The sequence below is a fragment of the Sulfitobacter sp. KMM 9851 genome (assembly GCF_057178245.1).
The window spans coordinates 175,565-192,217 of sequence record NZ_CM169991.1; the positions used below are offsets into that span (position 1 = coordinate 175,565).

At 59.5% G+C, this 16,653-nt stretch carries 16 protein-coding genes; 13 read left to right on the plus strand and 3 right to left on the minus strand.

The genetic code is table 11. The features are described 5' to 3' along the window. The first annotated feature begins 204 nt into the window (after positions 1 to 204). The 13 genes from AC1965_RS00875 to AC1965_RS00935 all read left to right on the plus strand — a co-directional run bounded on the left by AC1965_RS00875 (position 205) and on the right by AC1965_RS00935 (position 13,556). Complete coding sequence (locus tag AC1965_RS00875; RefSeq protein WP_483885427.1) at positions 205 to 1,698, plus strand: ABC transporter substrate-binding protein; 1,494 nt, start codon at positions 205 to 207, stop codon at positions 1,696 to 1,698. Between the two features lie 50 nt (positions 1,699 to 1,748). Continuing rightward, a complete protein-coding gene (locus AC1965_RS00880) occupies positions 1,749 to 2,693 on the plus strand; it encodes an ABC transporter permease (protein ID WP_483885428.1) in 945 nt (314 codons plus the stop codon). Further along, entirely contained in the window at positions 2,690 to 3,508 is an 819-nt protein-coding gene (locus AC1965_RS00885) for an ABC transporter permease (protein WP_483885429.1), read from the plus strand. Before AC1965_RS00880 ends, AC1965_RS00885 begins: the two co-directional genes overlap by 4 nt. After that, a complete protein-coding gene (locus AC1965_RS00890) occupies positions 3,509 to 4,483 on the plus strand; it encodes an ABC transporter ATP-binding protein (protein WP_483885430.1) in 975 nt (324 codons plus the stop codon). Then, positions 4,476 to 5,264 (plus strand): ATP-binding cassette domain-containing protein, encoded by a 789-nt coding sequence (locus AC1965_RS00895; protein ID WP_483885431.1) that lies wholly within the window; start codon positions 4,476 to 4,478, stop codon positions 5,262 to 5,264. The genes AC1965_RS00890 and AC1965_RS00895 overlap by 8 nt, the downstream gene beginning before the upstream one ends. Further along, entirely contained in the window at positions 5,261 to 6,067 is an 807-nt protein-coding gene (locus AC1965_RS00900; RefSeq protein WP_483885432.1) for a metallophosphoesterase family protein, read from the plus strand. Before AC1965_RS00895 ends, AC1965_RS00900 begins: the two co-directional genes overlap by 4 nt. A gap of 227 nt (positions 6,068 to 6,294) precedes the next feature. Further along, positions 6,295 to 6,858, plus strand: a complete 564-nt coding sequence (locus tag AC1965_RS00905; protein ID WP_483885433.1) for a helix-turn-helix domain-containing protein — start codon at positions 6,295 to 6,297, stop codon at positions 6,856 to 6,858. A gap of 71 nt (positions 6,859 to 6,929) precedes the next feature. Then, positions 6,930 to 8,522, plus strand: a complete 1,593-nt coding sequence (locus tag AC1965_RS00910; protein ID WP_483885434.1) for an ABC transporter substrate-binding protein — start codon at positions 6,930 to 6,932, stop codon at positions 8,520 to 8,522. An 81-nt stretch (positions 8,523 to 8,603) separates the two neighbouring features. Further along, positions 8,604 to 9,713 carry a M24 family metallopeptidase gene (locus AC1965_RS00915; RefSeq protein WP_483885435.1) on the plus strand — a complete coding sequence of 370 codons (1,110 nt, stop codon included), beginning with the start codon at positions 8,604 to 8,606 and terminating at the stop codon, positions 9,711 to 9,713. Beyond that, positions 9,707 to 10,714, plus strand: coding sequence for an ABC transporter permease subunit (locus AC1965_RS00920; protein WP_483885436.1), 1,008 nt, complete (start codon positions 9,707 to 9,709; stop codon positions 10,712 to 10,714). Before AC1965_RS00915 ends, AC1965_RS00920 begins: the two co-directional genes overlap by 7 nt. Continuing rightward, complete coding sequence (locus AC1965_RS00925; RefSeq protein ID WP_483885437.1) at positions 10,714 to 11,619, plus strand: ABC transporter permease subunit; 906 nt, start codon at positions 10,714 to 10,716, stop codon at positions 11,617 to 11,619. The genes AC1965_RS00920 and AC1965_RS00925 overlap by 1 nt, the downstream gene beginning before the upstream one ends. A gap of 3 nt (positions 11,620 to 11,622) precedes the next feature. Continuing rightward, a complete protein-coding gene (locus tag AC1965_RS00930; protein ID WP_483885438.1) occupies positions 11,623 to 12,600 on the plus strand; it encodes an ABC transporter ATP-binding protein in 978 nt (325 codons plus the stop codon). Then, the gene (locus AC1965_RS00935) at positions 12,597 to 13,556 is read left to right on the plus strand and encodes an ABC transporter ATP-binding protein (RefSeq protein WP_483885439.1); all 960 of its coding nucleotides are present in this window, start codon (positions 12,597 to 12,599) and stop codon (positions 13,554 to 13,556) included. Before AC1965_RS00930 ends, AC1965_RS00935 begins: the two co-directional genes overlap by 4 nt. A gap of 3 nt (positions 13,557 to 13,559) precedes the next feature. Here the strand turns inward: AC1965_RS00935 and doeB are convergent, their stop codons facing one another. Genes doeB through AC1965_RS00950 form a run of 3 tightly spaced genes read right to left on the minus strand, consistent with a single transcriptional unit; the run spans position 13,560 to position 16,554 of the window. Further along, positions 13,560 to 14,549 (minus strand): N(2)-acetyl-L-2,4-diaminobutanoate deacetylase DoeB, encoded by a 990-nt coding sequence (gene doeB / locus AC1965_RS00940; RefSeq protein ID WP_483885440.1) that lies wholly within the window; start codon positions 14,547 to 14,549, stop codon positions 13,560 to 13,562. Further along, positions 14,546 to 15,727: an ectoine hydrolase DoeA gene (gene doeA, locus AC1965_RS00945; RefSeq protein WP_483885441.1), complete on the minus strand. Its 1,182-nt coding sequence runs from the start codon at positions 15,725 to 15,727 to the stop codon at positions 14,546 to 14,548. The genes doeB and doeA overlap by 4 nt, the downstream gene beginning before the upstream one ends. Positions 15,728 to 15,756: 29 nt before the next feature. After that, positions 15,757 to 16,554, minus strand: a complete 798-nt coding sequence (locus AC1965_RS00950; RefSeq protein ID WP_483885442.1) for an aspartate racemase/maleate isomerase family protein — start codon at positions 16,552 to 16,554, stop codon at positions 15,757 to 15,759. Positions 16,555 to 16,653 lie beyond the last annotated feature (99 nt).

Below are 16,653 nucleotides of genomic sequence, written 5' to 3' on the forward strand. Positions count from 1 at the left end.
CGAGGATTGGTGTGGGTATGTTAAGTGCGCAACACGCGGCTTTTCTACTATGGCGGGAGCTAAGTTGCCGATTTGTAAAGGATTTGCGAAATTTCTGGGCGGTGGTGCAAAGGCGTTGACCCCTCGGCGGTAGGCGCGCAATCTATAGGGGGCAAAGGCGGCTGATCTGGTCGTGGCTGCCTCATGCCACAAGGAGGTCTGCTCATGTACCGTTTGCCCCAACCCACCGTTTTTCCCGTTCTGGCGCTTGGTCTCGGATTTGGTCTGATGGCCGGTGCGGCCCAGGCTGCCGATCTGGTGATCGGATTGCAGCAAGAGCCCACGTCGTTAGACCCGACAGCGGATGCCACGGCGTCGATTGATGGCATGATGACGCAGAACGTATTCGAATCGCTGACAATCGTCGCCGAAAACGGTGAGGTACAGCCGAACCTTGCCGAAAGCTGGGAGGTGTCGGAAGACGGTCTGACCTACACATTCCATCTGGTCGAAGGGGTGACGTTTCACGACGGTACGGCGCTGGATGCAGCAGACGTGGTGTTTTCGTTTGACCGCGCCATGGGCGACGGCAGCGTGAACCCGTCAAAGGATATTTTCGAGCCGATCGAAAGCGTTAGCGCGGTCGATCCGCAGACTGTTGAGATCAAGCTAAGTGGCAAGGATGCGTTTTTCCTGTTCAATATGGGGCAGGGTGACAGTGCGATCATTGCCGCCGAAAGCGTCGAGACAAATAATACCGCACCCGTGGGCACCGGGCCTTTCAGGTTTGACAACTGGACGCGGGGGGATCGGCTGACGCTGGTCAAGAACCCCGATTACCGCGATGCGGGCGATGTGGCGCTGGATAAGGTGACGTTCCGGTTCATCTCCGACCCGGCGGCCGCAACCGCCGCTATGTTGGCCGAAGAGTTGGACGCATTTCCCGGTTTCCCCGCGCCCGAGCTGTTGCCACAATTCCAATCCGATCCGCGGTTTCGCGTGAATGTCGGGTCGACAGAGGGTGAGGTCATTCTGGCGATGAACAACGCCAAGGCACCGTTTGATAATGTCGAGGTACGTCGCGCCGTGGCCACGGCAATCGACCGCGAAGAGATCATCGACGGGGCGATGTACGGTCAAGCCGTGCCCATCGGCAGCTTTTATCCGCCCCATGGCACCGCCTATGTCGATCTGACGGGGGCCTATCCACACGACACCGAGGAGGCCAAGGCGATGTTTGAGGCAGCAGGTGTTGCGGGCCAGACCATGACATTGCGCGTGCCGCCGTTTCCTTATGCCACCCGGTCCGCCGAGATCATTCAGGCGGAACTGGCTGCTGCCGGGATTGATGCCAAGGTCGAGAATGTGGAATGGGGGTTCTGGATCGACGAAGTCTATAAGAAAAAGAATTACGATATGACGATCATCGCCCATACGAGCCCCAACGATATGGGAAATTTTGCGCGCGGGCCGGACTATTTCTATGGCTACGATGACGCCGACTTTACCGCCCTTTGGAACAGTATCCAAACCGAGGTGGACGCAGCCAAACGTGACGAATTGCTCAAGCAGGGCCAGCAGATGTTGTCGGATCAGTCGGTGCATGCCTTCTTGTTTCAGATGCCGCTGCTGAGTGTTTTCCGCAAAGAGGTCGAAGGCTATTGGGCATCTTCGCCAGTGCTTTACATGCCTTTGAAGGGTGTCAGTATCGCCAATTAATCGGTGTGGCTGCGGCGGCCTTGTGCTGTTGCGGCCTCTGGACCTGACGCATGGTATATTTCCTTTTTCGCCGCACGCTGGGGTTTGTACTGACGCTGCTTGCGGTGTCGGTGGTTGTTTTTGCTGTGATGAATGTACTGCCGGGCGATCCGGCGCTGACCATTCTGGGTATGGACGCGACCGAGGATGCACTGGCTGCATTGCGCGACCAGTTGGGGCTGAATGAACCGTTGGTCACGCGGTATTTCTCTTGGATCTGGCAGGCGCTGCAGGGCGATTTTGGCATCAGCCATTCGTTTCGGGTGCCCGTGGCCACGCTGATCGCAGAGCGGTTGCCGATGACCGTTTCACTGGCTGTAGCAGGGATGGTGGTGACGCTGGTTCTGGCACTGTCGCTGGGGGTTGGTGCCGCGGCACAGCACGGCAGATTTGGGGATTGGGGCGTGATGTTCCTCAGCCAGTTGGGCATTGCGGTGCCGGCGTTCTGGCTGTCGATCCTGCTGGTCATGCTGTTTGCGGTGAAATTGCGCTGGCTGCCGCCGGGGGGGTTTTCTGGGTGGTCTGATCCGATTGCCGCGATACGGTCGCTGGCGCTGCCCACGGCCGCACTTGCGCTGGTGCAGTCGGCAGTGCTGGCGCGGGTGACACGGTCATCGGCGCTTGAGGTGATGCGGCAGGATTTTGTGCGGACGGCGCGGGCGAGTGGTCTGTCGCAACGGCGTATATTGTGGCGGCACGTGTTGCCCAACGCGCTGGTGCCGATTGTCACAATCGTTGGTATGCAATTTGCCGCCTTGGTCACAGGCACAATCGTGATCGAGAACGTGTTTTACCTGCCGGGGCTGGGGCGGTTAATCTTTCAATCCATCGCCAACCGCGATCTGCCGACGGTACAGGCGCTGGTAATGCTGTTTGCGGCCATCGTGGTGACCGCAAATTTCGTGGTCGATCTGCTTTATGTCGTGATTGACCCCCGGCTCAAGGCGCGGGCATGACGCGGCTGCCTGCAAACTTCATTTTGGGCGCGGTGCTGGTCAGCGTCGTGGTGGCCATCGCTGCGTTGTCGCTGGTCTGGACGCCGCATGATCCCACGCTGATGACGATCAAGGACAAGTTTGCAGCGCCCACGGCGACCCATTGGCTGGGCACCGACCAGTTGGGCCGCGATGTGGTGGCACAATTGATGGCGGCGGCGCGCAATTCAATGACGGTGGCGCTGATTGCCGTGTTGCTGGGCGGGTCAATCGGCGTATCTCTGGGGCTGCTGGCGTCCGCGCTGGGTGGATGGGTCGAGGATGGGGTGATGCGACTGGCCGATCTTGGCTTTGCCTTTCCGGCCTTGTTGTTTGCCATCATGCTGGCGGCGGTGTTCGGGCCATCGCTGACCAATGCGGTGCTGGCGATTTCGTTCATCAATATCCCGATTTTTGCCCGTGTCACGCGCGCCTCGGCCAACCAAGTTTGGACGCGCGATTACGTGGCGGCGGCGCGGGCGGCAGGCATGGGGCGGTTTGCCATCAGCCGCGACCATATCCTGCCCAATGTCGCCGCCGCGATCATCGTGCAGGCCACGATCGAATTTGCCGTGGCGATTCTGGCCGAGGCGGCGCTGAGCTATCTTGGCCTTGGGGCGCAACCGCCGGCGTCGAGCTGGGGGCGGATGTTGTCAGAGGCGCAGACGTTGATGTATCTCGCACCACAACTGGCGGTCTATCCGGGGCTGTGCATTGTGACGGCGGTGCTGGGGTTTGGCCTGCTGGGCGACGGGCTTCGCGACATCACCGATCCCCGGCTGGTGCGGGAGCGTTGAATGATTGAGCTGGATCACCTTTCAGCCCATTTCGGACAGGCGACGGCGCTGCGGAATGCGATGTTGGTGATCCGTCGGGGTGACCGGCTGGGCGTTGTCGGCGAAAGCGGGTCGGGCAAGACCTTGTTGGCGTTGTGTCTGATGGGAATGGCCCCCGACAGCGCACATCTAACTGGCAAGTTGCGCATCGACGGGCGGGACATGTCCAACGCGCGTGAGGCCGAATGGCAGGCGCTGCGGGCGCGGCGGGTCGCTATGATCTTCCAAGAGCCGATGGCGGCGCTGAACCCGCTGCGGCGGGTTGGCGATACGGTTATCGAACCGATGATGCTGCATGATGGGTTGAGCCGAAAACAGGCACTAAACAAGGCGCTTGCCCTGTTTGATGAGGTGGGCATCCCCGATCCAGCCGCACGGCTGCGTCAGTTTCCGCATGAGCTGTCGGGCGGGCAGCGGCAGCGGGTGCTGATCGCGCTGGCACTGGCCTGCGACCCGGCATTGCTGATCGCTGACGAACCGACCACTGCGCTGGATGCGAATGTGGCGCTGCGGATTACGGATTTGCTGGTGCGGCTGGCCCAAGAGCGCGACATGGCGTTGGTGTTCATCAGTCACGACTTGGCCGCCGTGTCCCGCGCCACGCGCGATATCGTGGTGATGTACGGCGGCGATATGGTTGAGCATGGACCGACGGATCAAGTGCTCTCTGCACCGTTGCATCCCTATACACAGGGCCTGTTGGGCGCGCGGCCTGACCCGACTGTATTGGCACGGGACGCAGCGGGCAAGCGGCGGCGGTTGCCGACAATCCCGGGCAGTGTGCCGCCCTTGGATCAACTGCCGGAGGGGTGCCGTTTTGCCGGGCGATGCCCCGTCGAGTTACCACACTGCGCCTCACAGAAACCGGAAATGCGTGAGACTGATCAGCATCGCAGAGCAGCATGTTTTCTGATGGAGGAGGCCCGTAATGTCTGACGTGCCTTTGCTAGAGGTCTGCAATCTGACCCGTCGCTACCACCTGCCGCGCAAATCTTTGCTGCGCCGACCCCCGGTGCTGACCGCGGTTGAGAATGCCAGTTTTACTTTGCGCGCTGGCGAAACGCTTGGGGTGGTAGGCGAAAGCGGATCGGGTAAATCGACGCTGGCCCGGATGATCATGGCGTTCGAGCGGCCAGACGCGGGTGACGTGCTGTTTCAGGGGCAGAACCTCAACACCACGTCTGCCAGTGGATTGCGAAAGCTGCGGCAGCAGTTCCAGATGGTGTTTCAGGACCCGTTTGGCTCGCTCGACCCACGCCGCCGGGTGGGGTGGTCGATTGCCGAACCCCTGCGCGCCATCGGCGCGGATGCCAATACGCCGCGCCGTGTGGCCGACGTGCTGGATCAGGTCGGGCTGCACCCCGGTGATGCGGGCAAGTATCCGCACGAGTTTTCCGGCGGGCAACGCCAGCGTATCGCAATTGCGCGGGCCATCGTGACGCGCCCTGCATTGCTGGTGGCAGACGAGGCGGTATCGGCGTTGGATGTGTCAGTGCAGGCGCAAATCCTGAACCTGTTGATGGATCTGCAAGACGATCTGGGGCTGGGGATATTGTTCATCAGCCATGATCTCGCTGTGGTGGCGTCGATCTGTGATCATTTGCTCGTTTTGCAGCATGGCAGGACCCTCGAGACGGGCACGGCTATCGAGGTATTGCGCGCACCAAAGCACCCTTATACCAAAACCCTGCTGAAGGCCGCAGGAGTACGCCCATGACCCGCTTTGTCCATCTGACCGACCTGCATGTTTCGCACCCCGACGCCGATGATGCGCATTTGCAGTCGGACACGCCCGAAACGCTGAGGCGTGTGGTGGCGGTGATCAACGACATGACCCCGCAGCCCGATTTCGTGGTGGCCAGCGGTGATCTGACCAACCAGGGCGATGTACAAAGCTATGAGTTGGTGCGCGATACATTCGCCAGGCTACGTGTGCCGCTGATACTCGCGCTGGGGAATCACGACAAACGGGCAGCGTTCAATGCGGTATTTAGTCCGGGCGTGGGCGACGCCCCCTATTTTCATGATTCGTCCCACGGCGATCTGCATGTCATCACACTAGACAGCAGCGTGCCGGGGCGGGTGGCCGGCGCGATTGATGCGGCGCAGTTCGACTATCTTGCGGCGGCTTTAGGTCGGCATCCAGAGATGGCAAAGCTGATCGTTATGCACCACCCGCCGCGCGTTGATCCTGATGCTTTGGTCTGGGGCAGTCTGGACACGGATAGTTCAGAACGACTGGCGGATCTGTTGCGCGGGCGCGATGTGGCAGGCATCCTGTCGGGGCATGTGCATATCAACCAGGTAAGCCATTGGCACGGCATCCCGGTGGTTATTTCAAACGGCCTACATTCCACGGTGGACCTGATGGAGACCACCGATCTGCGTATCGTCGAAGGCACCGGTTTCGGGCTTGGCGATTGGCGACCCTCCGGTTTGTCGGTGTCCTTTGTGCCGCTCAGCCCAGCGGGGCGAGAATTGGGATTGATTGATCGGACACGGCTTGCTGCCTTTCGGTAAATGATCGGTTCAGGTGCAAGTCCGGCCAATCCTGGCTGAGGCGGCATAGGTAAAAAAATTATTGTTGACCCTAAGCGATTTTACTTTCACACAATGGTGAAAAATAAATGGTCACCTCCGGCGACAAGATCGGACAGGCCACAGGGAGAAGATATTTGCCGCCTGCAAAGCGCGATAGCGTGACCGAACTGGGCCCGCGGATTCGCAAACAGCGACATCGTTTATCCATGACGCTTCAGCAATTGGGCGCGGCATCGGGCGTGTCCGTTGGGTATCTGAGCCAGGTGGAGCGCGGGTTGGCGACGCCGTCTCTTGGCACCCTGTCGCAGGTCGCGGCGGCGATGCAGGTCGAGGTCAGTTTCTTTATCCACACCCCACGCACACAGGACAGCCTGACACGAGGCGGCCAGCGAGCGCGGTTTTCGCTGGATGGGTCATCAATGGAATACGAACAGATCGGCGCAGACTTCCCCGGCCATGAACTAACGTCGTATATCATGATCGTGCCGCCGGGTTATGCGTCTGAGCAGGTGGTCCATGAAGGTGAAGAGATAGTTTATATTCTGGACGGCGAAATTGCTCAGGTCGTTGATGGCAGCGAATATGTTATGACGCAGGGCGATAGCATGCATTTTCTTGGAACCAGTCCGCATTCGTGGTCAAACAAGGCCGACCGACAGGCGCGGTTACTGTGGGTAGGGCTTATGCACTACGACCAATCCGGTGAGCTTCAGCAGATACGGCCAGACGTGGGTGCAATGACACCCCGGCTTGTGCCGTTGCGCCCATAACGGGCGCACAACCCCGCGGCGAGGATATCCGCCGCCACGAACAATCGATAAATCAGGAGAGAGAGAAAAACATGTCTTTTACAACCAAACTGGCCACTGGCGCCTTGCTTGCCGCGCTGGGTGCGTCGGCTGCATCGGCCCAATCGCTGGTCTACTGCTCCGAAGGCTCCCCCGAGGGGTTTGACCCGGCGCTGTACACCGCCGGCACCACCTTTGATGCCTCCAGCCACCCGATCTACAACCGTCTGGCGGAATTCAAGGTCGGCACAACTGAGACCATCCCGGCCCTGGCCGAAAGCTGGGAAGTCTCTGAGGATGGCAAGACCATCACCTTCAAGCTGCGTCAGGGGGTCAAGTTTCACTCCAACGACCAGTTCACGCCAACGCGCGATTTCAACGCGGATGACGTGATTTTCAGCTTTGACCGTCAGGGCAACCCCGAGAACCCCTACAATCAGGTTTCCGGCGGCACATGGGAATACTTTGGTTCCATGTCGATGCCAGAGCTGATCGAGAGCATTGAGAAGGTCGATGATTATACTGTCGTCTTCAACCTGACCCGCGCCGAGGCACCAATCATCGCCAACATGGCGATGGATTTTGCTTCGATCGTGTCCAAAGAATATGCCGATGCAATGCTCGAAGCTGGCACACCTGAGATGGTGAACCAAGCGCCGATCGGCACCGGCCCATTCACGTTCCAAGCGTACCAGAAAGATGCGGTCATTCGCTATCTGCGTAACGATGAGTACTGGGGCGACAAAGCCAAGGTCGAAAGCCTGATCTTCGCGATCACGCCGGATGCATCGGTTCGCTACCAGAAGGTTCAGGCGGGCGAATGTCACGTGACTGCCTATCCAAACCCTGCTGATGTTCAGGCAATGAAAGACGCCGAAGACATCGTAGTGATGGAGCAAGAAGGTCTGAACGTGGGCTATCTGGCCTATAACACCAAGGTCGCGCCATTCGACAACGCCAAGGTGCGCAAAGCGCTGAACATGGCGATCGACAAGCAGTCGATCATCGACGTGGTGTTCCAAGGCTCCGGCGAAATCGCCAAGAACCCGATCCCACCGACCATGTGGTCCTACAACGCTGCAGTTGAAGACGACAGCTATGACCCGGAAGCAGCCAAGGCGATGTTGGAAGCTGAAGGCGTGTCCGATCTGACCCTGAAGATCTGGGCCATGCCCGTACAGCGTCCTTACAACCCGAACGCCCGCCGTATGGCAGAACTGATGCAGGAAGATTTTGCAAAGGTCGGCGTGACAGTTGAGATCGTGTCCTACGAGTGGGGCGAGTACCTTGAGCGGTCGAAAGCAGAGGACCGTGACGGTGCCGTGCTGCTGGGTTGGACTGGTGACAATGGCGATCCAGACAACTTCCTGGCCGTTTTGCTGGGCTGTGACGGTGTTGGCCGTTCGAACCGCGCCCAGTGGTGCAACGAAGAGTTTGATGCACTGATCCAGAAAGCCAAGGTTCTGCCAACGCAGGAAGAGCGTGCGAAACTTTACGAAGAGGCACAGGTTATCTTCAAGGATCAGGCCCCTTGGGCGACCATCGCGCATTCGGTTGTCTACATGACCATGCGTCCCGAAGTTGAAGGCTATGTTGTTCACCCGCTGGGTGGCCACATCTTCAACCAGGTTGGTCTGTCGCAGTAACTCTGCATAGAAAATGAGTTGGGGGGTGGCATGTCGTGCCGCCCCCTCCTTTTAATGCGATTACCTACGGGAACCGATACCTTGTCAAACGCTCTGAACGATCGCCTGTCCGACTATGCGGCTATCGCCACTGATTTGGGCGTGGATGCCGTGGCGCTGGTGCCTGGCCCGAATTTCACACGTGCGGTGCAGCACAGTTTCATGAGCCACGAACGCCCGTTTCTGCTGGTAATTCCTGCAAATGCTCCCGCTGCGGCACTGGTGCCGAACCTCGAGTTGGGCAGCTGGGAGCTGGTCGGGTTCGATGGCGCAGTTTTTGATTGGCGTGATCAGACAGGCTACAAGGATGCCTTTGCCGCGTTGATGACGCATCTTAAGATTTCGTCACTCGCGGTCGAAGGCCAGGTGATGCGGGTCTTTGTGCATCATGCGCTGAAACAGGCCCAACCAGATTTGAAGATCATCGACGCCGAGCGCGAAATTTCCGCGCCGCGCATGGTCAAAACGCCGCAGGATGTGGCCGCGATGCGCGCCGCGATTGAAATTTCTGAACGTGCGCTGCACCGCACCATCGACAGCATCAAACTGGGCCAGTCCGAAAAAGACATTGAACAAAAGCTCGTACAGATGCTCTTTGCCGAAGGGGCAGACGATCTGGCGTTTCACCCGATTGTGGCCGCCGGCGATGGATCGGCACGTCCGCACGCCAAGGCGCGCAGCGATTACAAGGTCAAGGCGGGCGATGCGCTACTGTTTGATTTTGGTGCCCGCAAAAACGGCTTTGCCGCCGACATTACGCGCACGATCTTTCTGTCACATGTCAGCGATGAAGGGCGCGCGGTCTATGACACCGTTTTGCGCGCCAACCTTGCCGGGCTGGCTATGACCCGCGCTGGCGTGACGGCGCATGACATTGATGACACAGTGACGTCGGTACTCGAAGCGTCGCCCTATGCGGACCGCATCCGAACCAAGACCGGGCACGGTCTGGGCCGCGAGGTGCACGAGGCTCCTTATATCATGCGGGGCAACCACATGATTTTACCTGCTGGAACTGTGTACACCAATGAACCGGGCCTTTATGAGATCGGAAATTTCGGCGTGCGCATCGAAGATGACGTGCTGATTACCGACGATGGCTGCGAAGTCCTAACCCAATTTCCGAAGGAACTGATGGTGCACCCGTGCTGAAATATATTCTGAGCCGCCTGGCCACATTCGTGCCGACGTTTATCGGCGTTACATTGATATCCTTTGCGTTCATCCGGGTGTTGCCCGGTGATCCAATCGTCGTGATGGCCGGAGAGCGCGGCATCTCTGACGAACGCTATCAAGAGTTGTCGCAGCAGTTAGGCTTTGACCGGCCCATATACACGCAGTTCTGGGACTATCTGCTGGGCGTGATGCAAGGGGATCTGGGCAATTCATTCGTCACCAAACGCCCGGTCTGGGATGAATTTTTCGCGCTCTTCCCCGCCACCTTGGAACTGTCACTCTGCGCCATGATATTTGCCATCGCGCTGGGTCTGCCTGCCGGGGTGATTGCAGCCGTGAACCGCGGCAAGTTCTTTGATCGCGCGCTGATGTCGACCGCTCTGGTGGGCTATTCGATGCCGATCTTCTGGTGGGCACTGCTGCTGATCATCGTGTTCTCGGGGAATCTGCAATGGACGCCGGTGTCGGGTCGGATTGACCTGCTTTATTACTTCCCCAATGCCACCGGGTTCATGCTGTATGATAGTATCGCGTCGGGTCAAAAAGGGGCGTTCCTGTCCGCTGTGCGGCATCTGATACTGCCGACGATCGTCTTGGGCACCATCCCCTTGGCCGTTATTGCGCGGCAGACCCGCTCTGCCATGCTTGAGGTTCTGGGCGAAGATTATATCCGCACTGCGCGCGCCAAGGGCATGTCGGCCGGGCGGATCAATGGTATCCACGCACTGCGCAACGCGCTGATCCCGGTCATCACCGTGATCGGTCTGTCGGTGGGCACATTGCTGGCGGGCGCCATTCTAACCGAAACGATCTTTAGCTGGCCGGGCATCGGCAAGTGGATGGTCGACAGCATCTTCCGCCGCGATTATCCGGTCGTGCAGGGCGGGCTGTTGCTGATTGCCGTGATGGTGATGATCGTGAACCTTACCGTTGATATGCTCTATGGCATCATCAACCCCAAGATCAGGAAACGTTGATGACTGATACAACTTCAGCCGAAGCCGAAATGGTCGTGGATCGTCCCGGCCGTTTGCGCGAATTCTGGTTCTACTTCCGTGAAAACCGCGGTGCGGTGATCGGGCTCTGGATCTTTGCCGTCTTTGCGTTTCTCGCGGTCTTTGGCCCCTGGATCGCCCCACATGATGCCACTGCACAGTACCGTGCGGCGACCCTGCAACCCCCCGTTTGGCAAGATGGCGGTAGCTGGACCCATATTCTGGGCACCGATCCGCTGGGCCGGGACATGCTGTCGCGGCTGATTGTTGGCGCCCGGTATTCGTTTTTTGTCGGGATCGTCGTTGTGTCCATCGCGGCCTCAGGCGGGATCATCATCGGATTGATCGCCGGCTTTGCGCCAAGGTGGTTGGACAGCATCATCATGCGGGTGATGGATATCATCCTGGCCTTTCCATCGCTGTTGCTGGCGCTCGTGCTGGTTGCCATCCTCGGCCCATCACTGACCAACGCGATGATCGCCATCGCGATTGTGTTGCAACCGCATTACGTGCGCCTGACGCGTGCAAGCGTGATGTCGGAACGGCAAAAAGATTACGTAACCTCGGCGCGGGTCGTGGGGGCGGGGACACTGCGGTTGATGTTCATCACCGTGCTGCCCAATTGTCTGGCCCCGATCATCGTGCAAGCGGCACTGTCGTTCTCCACGGCGATTCTGGATGCAGCGGCTCTTGGCTTCCTTGGGATGGGGGCGCAGCCGCCCACGCCAGAGTGGGGTACAATGCTGGCCGAAGCACGCGAATTTATCCTGCGGGCCTGGTGGGTCGTAACGTTCCCCGGCCTTGCCATTCTTGTGACGGTTCTGGCCATCAACCTTATGGGCGACGGGCTGCGCGACGCCCTTGACCCCAAACTGAAGCGGAGCTGATTTATGTCTTTGCTACGTATTCGCAATCTTTCTGTCGATTTTGCCACTGCAACGGGCAAGTTTCGCGCGGTGGACAGGGTCGACCAGGATGTCGACACGGGTGAAATTCTTGCCATCGTCGGCGAAAGTGGGTCGGGAAAATCGGTGTCGATGTTGGCGCTGATGGGATTGCTGCCCTGGACCGCGACGGTGACCGCCGACGAGCTCAGCTTTGACGGGCATGATCTGCTGAACATGTCCAGCCGCGCGCGGCGGCGGATCGTTGGCAACGATCTGGCGATGATTTTCCAAGAACCGATGTCGTCGCTGAACCCTTGTTTCACGGTTGGCTGGCAGATCAAGGAATCGCTGCGGTTCCACCTGAAGATGAACCGGGCAGACCGCCATAAACGCGCGATCGAGCTGTTCGAGCAGGTCGGCATCCCGGACCCCGAAAAGCGGCTGTCGGTCTATCCGCACCAAATGTCGGGCGGGATGAACCAGCGGGTCATGATCGCCATGGCGATTGCGTGCAAACCCAAGTTGCTCATCGCGGATGAACCAACGACGGCACTGGATGTGACCATTCAAGCGCAGATTCTTGACCTGCTGGCGTCCCTGCGGGACGAAACCGGCATGGGGCTCGTGCTGATCACTCATGATATGGGTGTGGTCGCCGAAACCGCCGAACGCGTCAGCGTGCAATACGCGGGCCAAAAGATCGAAGAACAACCGGTTCTGCCCTTGTTCCGCACGCCGCATCACCCCTACACTTCGGCCTTGCTGGACGCACTGCCAGAGCGGGCAACGGAAAAACGACTGCCGACAATTCCTGGCGTGGTGCCGGGCCAGTTCGACCGGCCTGCGGGGTGCCTGTTTTCGCCGCGCTGCAAGTTCGCCAACGCCAAGTGCAAGTCTGAAAATCCTCCGCCGCTGAGCGAGGATCTGGGCCATGCGCGCTGTTTCTATCCGCTTAATACCGATGAAAGGGTCGCATCATGACCGCCCCTGTAATGTCTGCCGAGGCGCTAGAGCGTCACTATCAGGTTGGCGTTGGCCTGCTGCGTAAACCGCAAACACTCAAGGCCGTTGCCGGGCTGAATTTCGCGTTATATCCCGGCAAGACGCTGGCTGTCGTGGGCGAAAGCGGCTGTGGCAAGTCCACGTTGGCGCGCATGGTCACGATGATCGAAGAGCCCACCGCCGGGTCGCTGACGCTGGACGGCAAGGCCGTCACGCCTGATGACTGGGCCGACCTGCGCCAGCATGTGCAGATCGTTTTTCAGGACCCTTACGGATCGTTGAACCCGCGCCAGCAGATCGGGACGATCCTGCAAGAGCCGCTTGTGATCAACCGCAAGGATATGTCACGCAAGGACCGCGAGGAAAAAGCCCGCGAGATGCTGCGCCTTGTCGGGCTGCGGCCTGAACATTACGACCGCTATCCGCATATGTTTTCCGGCGGGCAGCGCCAGCGGATCGCGGTGGCCCGTGCGCTGATGCTAGACCCAAAGGTCCTGGTGCTTGACGAACCGGTTTCCGCGCTTGATTTGTCGATCCAGTCGGCCATTTTGAACCTGCTGGTTGATCTCCAAGAACGGCTCCAGCTTGCTTATCTGTTCATCAGCCACGACCTAAGCGTGGTGCGCCATGTGGCCGATGATGTGATCGTGATGTATCTGGGCCGAGCGGTGGAAAAGGGACCCAAGGACGAGGTGTTCAACAGCCCTCGTCATCCTTACACGCAGGCGTTGCTGTCTGCGACACCGCGCGCCGATCCCGAAGGCGGCAAGGAACGGATCAAGCTGGTGGGCGAATTGCCGTCACCGCTGGCGATCCCGGATGGCTGCCCGTTTGCGCCGCGCTGCTGGAAGGTGCAGGACGTCTGCCGGGGTGAACGGCCCCGGCTGGAAGGCACGCCGCATGGCGCCGCCTGCTATTTCCCCGATAACGTCTGAGCCTTAAACCTTCTGCGCGACCACGCCAATGCAATCGCCCATCTTGACCAGCCCCGGCACATGCCGGGCGGTCAAGATGCCGCTAAGGTTTGCATGGGCGGTAGTCGCAGCTTGACCGCTGCGGTCAGTGGGCCACAGCCGCGCGATGGGCTGGCCCTGTGTAACCTCATCGCCAAGATCGACCAGCGGCTCCAACAGGGCGCTTTCCTCACTGAAGGTGAAGCAACGCCCGTCAGGCATGTCGAGCGTGACGCTGGGCGCTCGCTCGGGTTCCCCTTGCAGTATCCCAGCATGAATCAACAGGTTCCGTGCGCCTTTGCGGGCAACGGCGACACTGGCGGCGGTCGACGTGCCTGCACCCCCCAGTTCGGTGGTGACCAGCACCTTGCCCTGTTCCTCTACTTCGGTGTCGAACATGCCGACACTGTCGATCTCAAGCATTTTCATCGAATATGGCGCGTTAAATGCGTCCATCGCAGCCATACAAGCCGCTTCGAGCTTTTTGTCCGGCAGGATATGTGCGGCGGCGAAAGGCAGGAAATCGAGCGTGCGCCCGCCCGAGTGGTAATCCAGCACGATATCGGCCAGCGGTACCAGTTCCGTGGCAATGAAATGCGCGATCTTTTGCGTCACGGTACCATCTGGGCGGCCCGGAAAGCTGCGGTTCATATTGCCACCGTCGATCGGTGAACAGCGCCGTCCAGCGGCAAAGGCGGGTTGGTTCATCATCGGCAGGATGATCACCCGCCCGGTCAGTTGCGCCGGGTCCAGCGTGGCGGCCAGCTCCTGCAACACAATCGGGCCTTCGTATTCGTCACCGTGGTTTCCCCCGGTCAGCAGGGCCGTCGGCCCCTCGCCGCCTGCAATCACGCTGATGGGTACCATGACCGACCCCCACGCGCTGTCATCGCGGCTGTAAGGCAGGCGCAGGAAGCCGTGATGCGCACCTTTGGCGTCCAGTGGGATGGTTGGGGTGATTGGGTTCTGGGTCATGCTGAGACAAACAACTTTCTGGGGGTGGTGCAGAAACACTCATAGCCGTCTTCAGTGATGCGGATCGGCTCGGTGATCTCAAGCCCGCCATCATCAAGCCAAAGTGCCGGCATGAAGTGGAACGTCATGCCAGGTTCAAGGATCGTGCTGTCGCCCCGTCGGAACGAGATCGTGCGTTCGCCCCAATCGGGGGGATAGCTGATGCCGATAGCATACCCGCAGCGGCTGTCTTTTTCAAAGCCGGCCTTGTTGAGTGTCTTGTTAAAGGCGTTTGCAATGTCTTCGGCACGGTTGCCGGGCTTGGCCTGTTCAAGCCCGGCGTCCATTGCATCCAGCACCGCCTGTTCGGCATCGCGGTATTTTTGCGGGACGTCGCCAAAGAACAGTGTGCGGGACTGCGGGCATTGATAACGTCGATGCGCACCCGCAATTTCGAAAAATGTCGCTTCGTTGGGCTGCATCGGGCGGTCATCCCATGTCAGGTGCGGCGCAGTTGCATCCATGCCGGACGGGGCCATCGGTACGATGGCGGGGTAGTCGCCCCAGAACCCGTGCGCGCCACGGATGCCGGTGGCGTAAATCTCGGCCACGAGATCGTTCTTGCGCATACCGGGCACCGCCACTTCGAGAATGCGCAGGTGCATTTCCTCGACGATGCGCGCGGCGCGTTCCATATATTCGATTTCGCGTTCGGATTTGACGGCCCGCTGCCAGTTAACCAAGGCGGTGGCATCCAAGAACGTGGCATCGGGCAGTTTGCGCAGCAGCGTGGCATGGGCGGCAGCGGAGTAGTAGTAGTTGTCCATCTCGACGCCGATGCGTGCTTTTTCAAGCCCTAGTTCACCTAGCAGGCCCGACAGATCCTCCATCGGGTGTTTTTCGGGGTTTTGCACATAGGTGTCATCATATCCACGGATGCGGTCGTCTTCCATGAACACGGTGCGCCGGGCACCTAGGGCATCCATGCCCCGGCCCCACCATGTCGGTTCACCTTCCTGTGTCAGGATGACAGTCTGAAAGACATAAAAGGACCAGCCATCATAGCCCGATAGCCAAGACATGTTGGACGGGTCGCTGACGACGACAGCGTCCATGCCGCGGTCAGCCATGACCTTGCGGGTTTTGTCGATGCGGCGCTGGTATTCGCTGTTGGTAAAATTCGCCTCATAGGTAGTCATTTGCCTGCCCCGTTCCCTATCTGAATGCCCTAATCAAGAATGCCTCTGGCGTGGTCTTCGGGCATCTCGCAATCGAACAGGCGGCCATACCCGCTCGGCCTTCCGGTCACGCCGCCCATACGGGCAAGCGCCCAGCACAAGGCCTGATTTGATGTCACGACGGGTTTGCCCAATTGCGCCTCGATCCTGTCTATCACATCGACGCCACGCATCGCCGTGCAGGACAAGAAGAACGCGTCGACCTGCGGCGTGTCTAATGCGATAGCGGCGTTGATCATGCTGTCTGCGTCAACGCGTGCCATATCGCGGTCATCTTCAAGCCCGAAAGCGCCGTTGCGAATGACGTTTAGGCCTTTCTCCTCAAAATAGCTGGCCAGCGGTGCGGCAGTGTCAGCCAGATAGGGAGTGATCATTGCAACACGGTGCAACCCCAGCGCGGCAAAGCCTGCGATGGCGGCAGAGGCGGGTGTGATAACCGGCACGCCGGGCAGGCCGTCGGCGATGGCACGTCGTACCGTGGGGTTGCCAATGGCCACGGCAGCCGACGTGCAGCAGAATGCCACCGCAGAAAGCTGTACACCCGGCACGAGCAACCCGGCGGTGCGCGCCAGATCGGGGACTATGGCACGCAAGCGAACCTGCGTTATCGGGTTTTCAAAGGCGATACGTGCCACGTGCAGTGATGCTTGTTCCTTGTCGATCAGTCGCGCGGCATCCCGTTCTAATGTCAGATCGGTCGATAACAATATCGCGCCCAACCGCGTTGGCCCGTCACTTGGAGCGCTTAAACGACAGTCAAGCGTTTCGCTAAGAGCGGCCTGGGTCATTGGCGCAGTTCCTTCCTGTTAGACGACGAAAATGCGGGCATCGCGTCAGCCCCGTGATTTGATGTGAGACCGATCCTAGCAGGAATCAGTCCCCGGTGG

Coding starts and splice junctions, on each gene's coding strand:
- AC1965_RS00875 (WP_483885427.1), top strand. CDS start 205: ATGTACCGTTTGCCCCAACCCACCGTTTTTCCCGTTCTGGCGCTTGGT.
- AC1965_RS00880 (WP_483885428.1), top strand. CDS start 1,749: ATGGTATATTTCCTTTTTCGCCGCACGCTGGGGTTTGTACTGACGCTG.
- AC1965_RS00885 (WP_483885429.1), top strand. CDS start 2,690: ATGACGCGGCTGCCTGCAAACTTCATTTTGGGCGCGGTGCTGGTCAGC.
- AC1965_RS00890 (WP_483885430.1), top strand. CDS start 3,509: ATGATTGAGCTGGATCACCTTTCAGCCCATTTCGGACAGGCGACGGCG.
- AC1965_RS00895 (WP_483885431.1), top strand. CDS start 4,476: ATGTCTGACGTGCCTTTGCTAGAGGTCTGCAATCTGACCCGTCGCTAC.
- AC1965_RS00900 (WP_483885432.1), top strand. CDS start 5,261: ATGACCCGCTTTGTCCATCTGACCGACCTGCATGTTTCGCACCCCGAC.
- AC1965_RS00905 (WP_483885433.1), top strand. CDS start 6,295: ATGACGCTTCAGCAATTGGGCGCGGCATCGGGCGTGTCCGTTGGGTAT.
- AC1965_RS00910 (WP_483885434.1), top strand. CDS start 6,930: ATGTCTTTTACAACCAAACTGGCCACTGGCGCCTTGCTTGCCGCGCTG.
- AC1965_RS00925 (WP_483885437.1), top strand. CDS start 10,714: ATGACTGATACAACTTCAGCCGAAGCCGAAATGGTCGTGGATCGTCCC.
- AC1965_RS00930 (WP_483885438.1), top strand. CDS start 11,623: ATGTCTTTGCTACGTATTCGCAATCTTTCTGTCGATTTTGCCACTGCA.
- AC1965_RS00935 (WP_483885439.1), top strand. CDS start 12,597: ATGACCGCCCCTGTAATGTCTGCCGAGGCGCTAGAGCGTCACTATCAG.
- doeB (WP_483885440.1), bottom strand. CDS start 14,549: ATGACCCAGAACCCAATCACCCCAACCATCCCACTGGACGCCAAAGGT.
- doeA (WP_483885441.1), bottom strand. CDS start 15,727: ATGACTACCTATGAGGCGAATTTTACCAACAGCGAATACCAGCGCCGC.
- AC1965_RS00950 (WP_483885442.1), bottom strand. CDS start 16,554: ATGACCCAGGCCGCTCTTAGCGAAACGCTTGACTGTCGTTTAAGCGCT.